The organism is Hahella sp. KA22, from assembly GCF_004135205.1.
Classification (GTDB): Bacteria; Pseudomonadota; Gammaproteobacteria; order Pseudomonadales; family Oleiphilaceae; genus Hahella.
On the sequence record NZ_CP035490.1, the window covers coordinates 803,635 to 815,241 of the forward strand.

Here is an 11,607-nt window from a genome sequence, read left to right on the forward strand (position 1 = left end):
GGCGACATTATGAGTTTAAGCGATCTGAACCCGCAGCCCTTGTGGCGTTTTTTCCAGCTATTGTGCGACACCCCGCGGCCTTCCAAACAGGAGCAGTTGCTCAAGTCCCGCATCAGAGAAGCCCTGGCTGAATATGAGCTGGAAATCATCGAGGATCAGGTCGGTAATCTGATAATCCGCAAACCCGCGACGCCCGGCTACGAAGACGCTCCCGGCGTGGTGATGCAAAGCCACTTGGATATGGTGCCGCAGAAGAACGAAGGCTCTACCCACGATTTCAGTAAAGACCCGATTCAACCCTATATCGACGGCGACTGGGTGCGCGCCCGTGGCACGACATTAGGTGCGGATAACGGCATCGGCGTAGCGGCCATTCTGTCCGTACTGACGTCCAAAGACATGATCCATGGACCGCTGGAAGGCTTGCTGACGGTGGACGAAGAGGCCGGGATGAGCGGCGCCAAAGGATTGCAGGGCGGCGTACTGCAGGGCTCTTTGCTGCTGAATCTGGACACGGAAGAAGAAAATGAACTGTATATCGGTTGCGCTGGCGGCGTGGATATCGGCGGACGTTTCACCTATCAGGCGGAGCCTCGGGACGATCGTCGTCAGTATTGGCGCATCGCGTTGAAAGGGCTGCGCGGCGGCCACTCCGGACTGGATATCCATTCGGGGCGCGGCAATGCGTTGAAGCTGGTGAATCGCGCTCTGGATCAATTACGCAAACAGTTTCCCGCCTTGCGGGTCGCCTCTTTGACTGGCGGCACTCTGCGGAACGCCATCCCGCGCGAAGCCTTCGCCATAGTGGCGGCGCCGGCGGAGCTGGGCGAGGCGATCAGCCGCCGCGTTAGCGAACTGCAGCAGCTGTTCTTGCAGGAGCTGAAATCGGTTGAGCCGCATTTGCATTTGACCATCAGCGACACCGATTCCGCTGATCTGTTGCCAGAGGACATGGTGGACCGTTTACAGCGCGTGATTTTCGCCTGTCCGCATGGCGTGTTCCGTATGAGCGCTGACTTCCCCGGCGTGACGGAAACGTCTAACAACCTTGCGCGGGTGGTGATGGATAACGGTCACATTGAAGTGCACTGCCTGGCGCGCAGTCTGGTGGACTCTTTACGCGATGACGCGGCGCAATCCGTGGCGGGCGTCTTTGAATTAGCGGGCGCGGAAACCTCTGTGGGCAACAGCTATCCCGGATGGGCGCCGGACAAGAACTCTCGTCTGCTGGATAACCTGACCCGTCTGCACGAGAAAGTGGTGGGCGTCGTCCCCAAAATTCAGGTGATTCATGCGGGTCTGGAATGCGGCATTCTGGGCGCGAACTATCCCCACTGGGATATGATTTCATTCGGACCGACCATTCGCGGCGCGCACTCGCCGGATGAGGCTGTGCATGCGCCAAGCGTGGCGAATTTCTGGAAATTCCTGGAAGCGGCGCTGGCGCACCTGGCCAAGCCCGCCTGAAACAGACGCTAACCTGGCGGGCGCCGTGACTGGCGCCCGCTGCGCTTCTCGTCAGCTGGGTTCTTCTTCCGGCTCCACTTCCACCAGATCCAGCAGATTAATCGCGATCTTGATAAAGTCGCCTCCCGTCAAAATACCCACGACATGACCATTTTCCACCACGGGCAGACAGCCGTATTTCTTGGTTTGCAGAAATTCCGCCGCTTTACGGATCGGCGTGTCCAGGCTGGCGGTGGCGACTTTGGTCCGCATCACCTGGGTGACGGGAATTTCGGACTCATGGGCTTCCATCAACTCCGGGGGCATGTCATACACGGAGGAATCCATGGCGGCGAAGACGTCGCGCTGGGTGACGAGGCCTTCCAGTTTGTTTTTGGCGTTGACGACCGGGATGTGGCGGATGCCCTGTTCCTGCATCATCTTGCGCGCATCGGCCAGACTGTTCTCAGTGCTCAACGTATGCACGGGGTGGCTCATTACATCTTTCATCAGGATCATGCTTACCTCCAATTGCGTAAGCTTTAAGGTAATGGAACCGGCGTCGGTATGGCTTGATGCGAGTCAAACCCGCCGCTACCCAGGGCTTGGCGATATTTCAACGATGTTCCAGGAAGTATAGCCAGCCTCGGCGTATAGAGCTTTGCGGCGCTGACGCTGTTACACAGACAACCCCTAGTGTATGCTTCGGCGCGCTATGGAGATAGCCCGAATATTGTTTTAAGAATATTCCGTAAATGAGAGGGTGAAAGTGGTAATGAAAAGACTGGTTTTAGGAGTCTGCTTGAGTTTGGCCATGGCTGGTAACGCATCAGCAGGAGGCTATGGCGCACTGGGGCTGGATTACATGCACGCCTCTTCAGAAAATCTGCATGACAATCTGATGTTGAACGGAACATTAGGTTGGAGTCTTACAGACTTTTGGGGATTAGAAGGACGCCTGGGCGTTGATTTCTTCTCTCTGTTATTCGATGACGACCCTCTGGATGACTCAGGCGCTTTCATGGACGCCTACGTGGCGGGGTACAACCGCTTCACTCTACCGCTTAGCAATGCAATAAGGCCTTATGCGCTGCTGGGGTGGCAGGGCGCCAGCGTCAGTGTGCAGAATTGTTATGCTCTGGCCGGCGGCTGCGAGAAAAACCATGAAACGCACAGCGGCTTCGCGTATGGCGGCGGCGTGGATTTTCGTATTGATAAAGGGGTTTACCTTAAAACGGAAGTAACGCACTTCGAGCATAATGAAGTGCGCTTTAATACCTTCAGCGTTGGCGTGACGGGAGCGTTCTAATCGCCTCTGCGAGGCCTACCATAAATCCAACTGCACGCCATCGCCGGACGCTTCATCAGGTGGGTTATCAACGCTGGGCTCGTTCAGTGCGGACTCGCCCCAGATTCTACGGGCGAGCCCGGACATCCTCTGAGTGGGGCGCTTGATTGCTTTGATCAACAGATGGCGGGGTCCCCACACGCTGATCCGGTTCTTGGCGCGGGTGACGCCCGTGTATAGCAATTCCCGCGTCAGCACCGGTTGATCGGTTTCAGGCAGCGTCACCACGCAATGGTCAAATTCAGATCCCTGACTTTTGTGTATGGTCATAGCATAGACCGTTTCATGAGCGGGCAGACGGTATAAAGGAATACTGCGCAGAGGGCCGTCAGCGTCCGGGAACCAGGCGCGCAGTTGCCCCGACGCCGGGTCACGCCAGATCAAACCCACATCGCCGTTAAACAAGCCCAGACTATAATCGTTGCGGGTCACCATGATGGGGCGGCCGTGGTAATGCAGTTGGTAACGCGACGCCAGGCCTTTGCGTTGCAGCGCAGACTCCACCCACTGATTGATTTCCTGCACGCCGCCATGGCCTTCCTTCACGGCGCAGAGAATACGGAAGCGATTCATAGCCTCCAACGCGGTTTCCACTGAATCGGCTTTGAAGCAGGGTTCATAGGCGTTGGCGGCGGTCTGTTGGATGATCGACTGCAATTGCGAAGGTGGCAGGTTTTCCCAGTCCGCGTCTTCGAATTCCGGTTGTTTGAATACCTGCAGAGCCGCTTCCGGGTCGCCGGCGTTGATCGCCTGCGCCAGTCGGCCGATGCCGCTACGGGCGTGAAAACGGTGACTCACTTCCAGACGGATGACGCAGTCCGCCACTGGCGCGGCTTGCTTGTCAGCTGGGTAGGGCGGCGTCAGGCCAAGCTGGCGCAGATAGTCCGCCATGTCCGGGCTGACGCCGGCGGCGTTTCGTTGCGAGCAGATGTCGCCAATGACGCTGCCGGCTTCCACCGAAGCGAGCTGTTCGCTGTCCCCCAGCATCATCAGACGGGCGTGGGGAGGCAGCGCCTCCACGATGCGCAGCATCATCGCCAGATCCACCATCGACACTTCGTCTATCAAAAGTAAGTCCACGGCCAGCGGATTGCCGGCGTGATGTACGAAGCCTTTGCCGTCGCCGCGGACTTTGAGCAGACGATGCAGGGTGTAAGCGGTGTCGGGAATGCGTTCAGGATGAGGCAGTTGTTCCGCCAGTTGCGCCTTGGCGTTGCGAATGGACTCCATTAATCGAGCGGCGGCTTTGCCGGTCGGCGCCGCCAGGGCGATGCGCAGAGGCGGGTCGGCTAGTTCTCCCAACATGCCCAACAGCTTGGCTACCGTGGTGGTTTTTCCGGTGCCTGGGCCGCCGACAATGGCGGTGAAGCCCTGACGACAGGCCACAGCAGCGGCGATAGCCTGGCGATCCTCTGTTTTGACGGAAGGGAAAAAACGCAGCAATGCCTGACGCACTTGTTCAGGCGGGAAAGCCGTATGATTGGCGATGCGTTGTTGCAGTAGCCCGGCGAGTTGGCGCTCATATTCGAAGTAACGGGCCAGATAGAAGCAGTTACGATCGTCAAGCACGCAGGGGCTGACCGGGCCCGCCTCGCCGACGTCTGCGTCAGCTTGAGTCAGGCCGCTGGCGAGCAAGGCCTCGCGCCATAATTTGAGAGAAGGGGCGATAAAGGCGCGCATATCTTCTTCCACCGAATCAGGCCACAACGAGCGGCCGGCATACTGAGACAGGTCCAGACAGGTATGGCCGTTAGCCAGGGCGTTGGAGGTCAGCGCCACGGTCAGCGCCAGCAGCTCCCGTTGTTCTTCTGTCGCCGACATCGCCATGTCAGCAAACTGATGGCCAAGATAATAGTCCAGTGGCCGCAGCAGGTTACTTTGGCGGGCGGCGTCAATCAGATGGGCGATGCTCATGCAGGTTCTCCCTGCAGAATCTCTGCAAAAGCGGCCATGGCTTCATGTGAGGGACGATCGAAAAACACCCCCAGCTCCGGTTGTTGTTGGCTATGCATGCCCCGCAAAAACAAATAATACACACCGCCAAAATGGGTGTCGTAATCGTAGTCCGGCAAGCTGCGTTGCAGATAGCGATGCAACGCCAGCGTATAGATCAGGTACTGCAGGTCATAGCGATGGGCGAGGATTTCGTTGCGCAGGTTGTCGGGGGCGTAACTCCCCCGCGTTTCTCCCAGCCAACTGCCCTTGTAGTCGGCGATATAGAAACGTCCTTCATGCTGGAAGGTGAGGTCGATAAAGCCGTGCATCAGGCCTTCGTTGGCGGCGACGTTAAGGTTAACCGGCGCTTCCGAGCCGGAGTAATCCGCCAGGAATCGGGCGAGCCGCGCTTGCTGAATCAGCGTTACGGGAAACAAAAACTCCATTTCCACCTGCATATTGGCCTTGTCCAGTTGCGCCAGCGCAAAGGGCTCAGCGCCGGTTAGGCTGAGTGGTGTGTTCACCACTTGCCATAACTGTTCCGCCACGCAGGCCACCCACTCTTCGCCGAAGCCGTGTTGTTGCAGGCTGTGGCTGGTGAGTTCATGCAAAACCTCGGGGCTTTCCGCCTGAAACGGCATATTCTCCAGAATATGGTGGAAACACTGGCCCGCCCAGGCGCCTTTGGGAAACTGAAAAATATCGCTGACGTCCGGCTGCAGACGGGGTTGTACTTCCTGCACAGGCGCAGCCTCGTCCACAGGTTCTTCGTGATGACGACCGCCGCCGCCAGAGGCCAGTTGCGAGTAACTGGATAAACGCCAGTTTTGTTCCACGGTGCGCTGGGCGGAGCGCGCCCGCCACTGACCGGCGCCTTCGCCGGGTTGATGGCGCTGATGCACGGGCACTGGAGCCGGGCTCCAGCAGAAGTCCGTCTGCGCAGCCAGGCGAGTCAGAGGCTCCGCAAGTTGCGTATCGTCCAGATTTTTCAGGGACGCCAGCCAGTCGGTCAGATTGTCTGTCGCCCCGCCATAAAGCAGCCACGCCATGGCGGCGTACTGGAACTCATTCACGGCGCCCCAGGCCCAGACGCAGAGTTGTTTGGCCCGGGTCAGCGCCACATAAAGCAGACGCAGGTCTTCCGCCAAACGCTCTCGCTCCGCCTGCTCCTGTAAGCGGTCGCCGCCGCTGAGATCAAGCACCAGCCGGTGCTCCCGCTCAGGGTCATGACACATCAGATAATCGTCTTTGCCGCTGCGGCCGAAGCCCAGGAAAGGCAGAAACACCAACGGATATTCGAGGCCTTTGGAACTGTGGATGGTGACGATTTTCACCAGCGCCTCGTCGCTTTCCAGGCGTAACTGATGCTCATCGCCGCGTCCGTCGGCCTGCTCCAATTGGCCATGATACCAGGCCAGCAGGCGTTCGGGCGTGGGGTAGTCGCGTCCGGCCTGTTGCAGCAGCTCCGCCAGCTGCAACAGGTTGGTGAGGCGGCGTTCGCCTTCCGGCAGGCCCAGTAATCTGGCGGCGACGCTAAAGGTTTGCAGCCATTTCTGAAACATGGGTATGAAGCCGGCTTCCTGCCACTCCTCCCGCAATTGATGCAATGAGGTCAGCATGTTTTCCCAACGCTGCTCGTCTCGCGCCAGCGTCTCCAGCTCCGCCGCCGTCCATCCCCAGCTCAGGGTCACCAGCGCGGCGCGCAGACGACGCTCGTCATTAGGCTCCAGTAAAGCGCGCAACAGGCGCAGCAGATCGGTGGCCTCTTCGCTTTGATAGACGCTTTCCCGTGTCAGAAACACACTGCTGACGCCAACGGTGGAGAGTTTTTCCGACATGATGCGGGCTTGATTGTTATCCCGCACCAGTACCGCGATATCGCCGGCGCAGAGCGGGCGTTCCCCCAGACGAGCGCGTCCGCTCTCTCCCAGGTTGAGCCAGTTGGCGATTTCACTGGCGGTAATCTGCGCTAATTGTGGTCGCGCCTGGTCTTTACTGATGGACTTGCCGCCGTCTTCCCGGCCGAGCAGCCAGGCCTGCAATGGCGTCACGGGGACGCCGTCCAGAGTCAGGACGGAGGCGTCAGCGGCGCCGGCGGCCTGCACGGGTATGAATTCAATGTCGCCAGCAAACAGGAAAGGATTGGCGCACTGCTCGAACAAGCCATTGACCGCCGCTACCAGCTCTTTGCGGGAGCGCCAGTTAGTGTCCATGGTGAAGCGATTATCCTGGGGCGTGCGCTGCTTGGCTTGCAGGTAGGCGTAAATATCCGCCCCCCGGAAGCTGTAAATCGCCTGCTTGGGGTCGCCGATCATAAACAGGGTGGCGTTACTGTCGGCGGCGTCATACAGGGACGAGAAGATACGATACTGGGAGGGATCGGTATCCTGAAATTCGTCAATCAGAGCAACGGGGTAGCGGCGTTGCAGCGCCTGGCGTAACTGAGGGCCAGTGGCGGCTGCGAGGGCGTCTTTGAGGCTGCCGATCAGGTCGTCGAAGCCCAGGATTTCCGCCTGGGTTTTCAGGCGTCGCAACACGTCTCTGAAGGTGGTCAGCGTCGCGCCCACCAACCAGGCGTCCAACTGCGCCTGTTGGCTCAGAAACTGGTTCAGGGCGATGAAGAAGGCATGCTGCGGCGCGCCAAGACCTTTGTCCGCCGCTTTTTTCAGCACGGATGCGTCAAGGACGCTCTGGCTGAACAGAGCTGCGGCGGGCGGCAGCGTCATTTGTTCTTCCGTGCGACTCCAGATAGTGAGGCTGAGAATCGCATCGTTCAGTTTGTCTTCCCGGTAAGTTTTCTCCGCACGTCCCAGAACTTTGTTCTCCGCCGCTTCCCGTACTGCAGCGGTAAGCTCGTCGCCCTGTTGACGCCATTGGGCCTTTAGTTCGACGGCCAGCTTGCTGAGGGTTTGTGGGTCTACATCCGGATGGATCAATTCCAGGTCGCTTTGCGCCAGATAACTGCGCAGTCCGTTCAGCATGTCCGCCGGCTCGCCCCATTTGGCTTGCGCCAGCTCCGCGAGCAACCGGTCGGGATAGAACAGCTTGCGCCAGGTGTCCTCCGCCGCTTGTTGCAGTAACGGGCCCAGGTCTTCCTGCAGACGCAGGTCAAACAGAAGTCCGCTTTCGAATGCGTTGTCCTGCAGGGCGCGCTGGCAGAAACCGTGAATGGTGAAAATGGACGCCTCGTCCATGTTCAACAGCGCCTGTTGCAGCAGGGCGAGAGCGTCTTCGTTGCGTTCCGGATCGCGCCAGGAAGCCAGCCATTCCGGCGTTTCCATTTCCGGCGGCGCCTGCAGCGTTTGCATGACCTCGCGAATACGTTGACGAATCCGCGTGCGTAACTCTTCCGTTGCGGCGCGAGTAAAGGTAACCACCAGAATCTGCCTGACGTCGAGCTGGCGCTCCAGCAGCAGGCGCAGATACAAGGTGGTGATGGTATAGGTTTTCCCTGTGCCGGCGCTGGCTTCGATGAGCTGCACGCCCTGCAGGGGAATGGCGATCGGGTCCAGCGGCCTCATGCCGGCGCCTCCCAATGCTCCAGCGCGGGTTCCCAGATGTTTTCCGCCAGCGCTGTGAAACGCTCGTTCAAGGTTTCCGCTTCAAAGCGCCACACCAGAAAATGATGCGCGTCCGCAAGTTCGCCTGGCTGCCATTCGTTGCCCAGCCAGCAGCTCTGCGCGGCGTTGATGGGCTCGCTGCGGCTACGCGGATTATTTTTGGTTTCTACATACTTTAAGGAGGTCTTCGGGAAGAAGCGCACCGGTTCATTCTCACTCTGCGACAGCAGATCCATCAGTTCCGCCAGTAATTTTCTGGCTTGATCTTGCGTGACCTGACGATAATGTCCAACGCCCTGGCGGCACACCAGAAAACTGGGTCGGGCGAGGGCGTCGGCAGTGACGCTGCATAGCGCCAGATGCTCCAGCCATAACAGCAGCATGCGGGATGCGTTGCAGCCCGCGGTGGTCAGATGCAGCAGGCCGCGCGGGCCGATACCCGCAACGGCGCCGCGCAACGGCAGTCCTGATTTTTCCGGGGTAATTTCAATACGGTCCTTGCCATACAGTTCACGGGCCTGCTCGCGCAGCGCCTCCAGTTGCTGTCGGGTTTGCTTGCGGCTGATCGCGCCGACAGCGCCGCCGGGCAGCAGCCCCTTGGCCTCCAGATAGCTTTCCGCCTCCTCGTCCGTCGCCGCGTTCATCAGTTCCTGCAGCCAAAGCTCTTTCACCTGGAAGCCGTGCAGGCCGCCCAGGTCGAAAGGCTCCCGGTCCTGAGTCAGATCACTGGCGTCCAGCAATATATTGAGACGCTGCTGCACGAAGTAGCGGGTGGGATTGCGTAGAAAACGTCGCAGGCTGTCCAGCTCCACTGGATGATCTGCGGAAAATGGCTCCCCTTCCCGTGACGGCAGCGCTTCCGGGCAGAACGCCTGATACTCCTGCTTGCTGTGGCGACCGTGCAGGGCGGGCAGCCATTCCGACTGATAGCTGAAGTGGTCGCCATCGGCAGTAAAGTAATGCGGACTGAAAGGCTGTAGCGGGTGCTCTGTGAGAATACGTTGTATCGCAGTCTCGCCGCCTTGTTCCTGAATCGTATCCAGCAGCTCGCTGAGAATGACTGAGGGCGCGCACTCGCTGTTGTCGCGGATGCTGCGCCCGACATAGCTCAGATAAAACACATCGCGGGCCGCCAGCAGCGCTTCCAGAAACAGGAAACGGTCTTCTTCGCGACGGGCGCGGTCGCCTTTACGAGGAAAGACTGTGATCAGATCGAAGCCCGGCTGCGTCTGGCGGCGCGGAAACTGATCGTGGTTCAACCCCAGGACGGCGACCACGCGAAAGGGAATACTGCGCATAGGCACCATGGCGCAGAAGGTCACTGCCCCGGTGAGGAAACTCTGACGTCGTAACGGGCTGTCCAGACGTCGGCGCAGATCCTGTTTCACCACCGCCAGCGGTAAGGGCTGGTCAAAGCCCGCGGTCTGGGTTTCCTGCAGCCATTCCTGCACCGCCTCGCGGGCGACCTGCAGCGCCTGTTCTTCATCCCGATCCGGGTCGAACAGGTCGTTCATCCAGCTGTGTATAAGGTCCGCCCACTGCTGGGGCGTCTGGCCGCGTGAGATCTGAGCGCGCCAGCGCGCCAGGGTGTCGATTAATTGCGATAGCGCGCCCAGGCTGTCCGCATCGCCGCCCTGAATATGTGGGTAAGGAGCCACGCCCTGATACATCTGCATCGCATCCGGCAGGGCGAATCCCAGCAGCAGGCGTTTGATGCCCGCCTTCCAACTGAACTGATCGGCGTAGTCGACCCCGTACGCCTGTTGCGATTCGCCGTCCAGCCCCCAGCGAATCGACGCCTCCTGCAGCCATTGGCGCAGACGCGATAACAATTCTTCATCCAGCCCGAAGCGGCGTCCCACGGCGGGGATTTCCAGCAGACCGAGCACTTCTGAGGCGGTAAAGCGGCCCGGCAATAAGTCGAACAACTGCAGCACCGACTGCACCAGATTGAAGTCGCTGTAGCGGCTCAGGTCGGCGAGAGACCAGGGAATGCGGCGCGGACCTTCCTGCGCGCCAAATACGGCTTCAACCAGAGGCGCGTACTGGCCGATATCCGGCGTCATCACCACGATATCCCGGGGAGACAGGCTGTGATCGGTTTGCAGCAGATCCATCAGTTGATCGTACAGCACTTCCACTTCGCGCAATGCGCTGTGGCATAAATGCACTTGCAGAGAGCGGTCGTCAGCGGGGCTCTCAGGCCATGGTTCCTGACGCAGGTTGAAAACGTCCGCCTGCAGGCGTTGCAGCATTGTTTGCGGCGGCGCGGGCGGAACGTAGCAGTCGGCTTCCGTGACGGATACGTCCTGCAGCACATCCAGGTAATCCCGCAGCGGCTTACCCCAGGACGCCAGAAGTCGGTGACCTTCGTCATACAGCACTGAGACTTCCGCGCCATCGCGGGTGCGAATGCGGCTGATGTCCTTACGGGAGGCGATGTCGCCCCAGTAATGCTCCGTAGGGTTCCATTGATACATATGCACTTCTATATGGCGTGCGGTGTTCTGCAGCACGTCCAGATACGCCGGGGCCATGTAGGGAACGCCAAAGACAAACAGGCGCGGCGGCAGCTTATCCACATGCTGCGGCAGCTGCTCCGCCAACTCCTGCAGCACGCGGGCGCGGTGGGGCGCGTCGCTGTCACGGGTCAGGCCGCGCCAAAGCTCAATCTGCCAGGCGTGTTCGCTGGCGCTGGCTTCAGTGGGCAGGCCTTGCTCCCATTCGGATAACCAGTCCGGGCGATACATCAGATAGTGGTCAAAGACATCGGCGATGCGTTGGCTCAGCTGATAATTACGCAGCAGATCCGGCGATTTGCGGTCCGGGCCGGTGTGAAGATAACGATGCAGGGCGTCGAATTCGCCGCTGTCCGGAAGCGTGGGCGCGAGCTGCATCAAGCGCCAGGTCAGAATGGATTTGTCGAAGGGATGCAGCTCCGGCAAGTCGTCCCGGCACAGTCGCGCCAGCCGCCAGATCAACTGCGCCGGCAGTTGGAACTCCAGGTTGGCGGCGACGCCGTTGAGTTCCGCCAGTTGCTGGCTCAGCCAGCGGCTCATGCCCTGGCTTTGCACGATCAATATGTCGCTTTGCAACGGGTTCGCCTTGGGACGCGCCAAGGCGTCGGCGAGCAGTGCGAGCAGCTGTTCCTGACGGTTGCTGTAGTAGATTTTCAGCATGAAGGAGGCGTAAACGGTGACAGTGAAATTGTGTGTGAGCTATTTATCATTTTCGCTAGGAGTATAAGGAAATCCAAGGATGGCTGCATGGATAAATCATTTTCCTGGTCAATCGGTCAAACCCGCGGCGTACGCCGTC

Annotated in this window: 6 protein-coding genes; 2 read left to right on the plus strand and 4 right to left on the minus strand. The window is 59.5% G+C overall.

Annotation, left to right across the window (positions count from 1 at the left end; translation table 11 throughout):
• Positions 1-9 precede the first annotated feature (9 nt).
• Positions 10-1,467, plus strand: coding sequence for an aminoacyl-histidine dipeptidase (locus EUZ85_RS03575; protein ID WP_127967956.1), 1,458 nt, complete (start codon positions 10-12; stop codon positions 1,465-1,467).
• 51 nt (positions 1,468-1,518) lie between these two features.
• Here EUZ85_RS03575 and EUZ85_RS03580 read toward each other — a convergent pair whose 3' ends face one another.
• Positions 1,519-1,965, minus strand: a complete 447-nt coding sequence (locus tag EUZ85_RS03580) for a CBS domain-containing protein (RefSeq protein WP_011394211.1) — start codon at positions 1,963-1,965, stop codon at positions 1,519-1,521.
• Positions 1,966-2,221: 256 nt separating this feature from the next.
• On the opposite strand from EUZ85_RS03580, the gene EUZ85_RS03585 reads away from it, so the two are divergent.
• Positions 2,222-2,755 (plus strand): outer membrane beta-barrel protein, encoded by a 534-nt coding sequence (locus EUZ85_RS03585; protein ID WP_127967957.1) that lies wholly within the window; start codon positions 2,222-2,224, stop codon positions 2,753-2,755.
• 15 nt (positions 2,756-2,770) lie between these two features.
• Here the strand turns inward: EUZ85_RS03585 and recD are convergent, their stop codons facing one another.
• Genes recD through recC form a run of 3 tightly spaced genes read right to left on the minus strand, consistent with a single transcriptional unit; the run spans position 2,771 to position 11,468 of the window.
• A complete protein-coding gene (gene recD, locus EUZ85_RS03590) occupies positions 2,771-4,708 on the minus strand; it encodes an exodeoxyribonuclease V subunit alpha (RefSeq protein ID WP_127967958.1) in 1,938 nt (645 codons plus the stop codon).
• Positions 4,705-8,250, minus strand: coding sequence for an exodeoxyribonuclease V subunit beta (gene recB, locus EUZ85_RS03595; RefSeq protein ID WP_127967959.1), 3,546 nt, complete (start codon positions 8,248-8,250; stop codon positions 4,705-4,707). The genes recD and recB overlap by 4 nt, the downstream gene beginning before the upstream one ends.
• A complete protein-coding gene (gene recC / locus EUZ85_RS03600) occupies positions 8,247-11,468 on the minus strand; it encodes an exodeoxyribonuclease V subunit gamma (RefSeq protein ID WP_127967960.1) in 3,222 nt (1,073 codons plus the stop codon). The genes recB and recC overlap by 4 nt, the downstream gene beginning before the upstream one ends.
• Between the last annotated feature and the right edge of the window lie 139 nt (positions 11,469-11,607).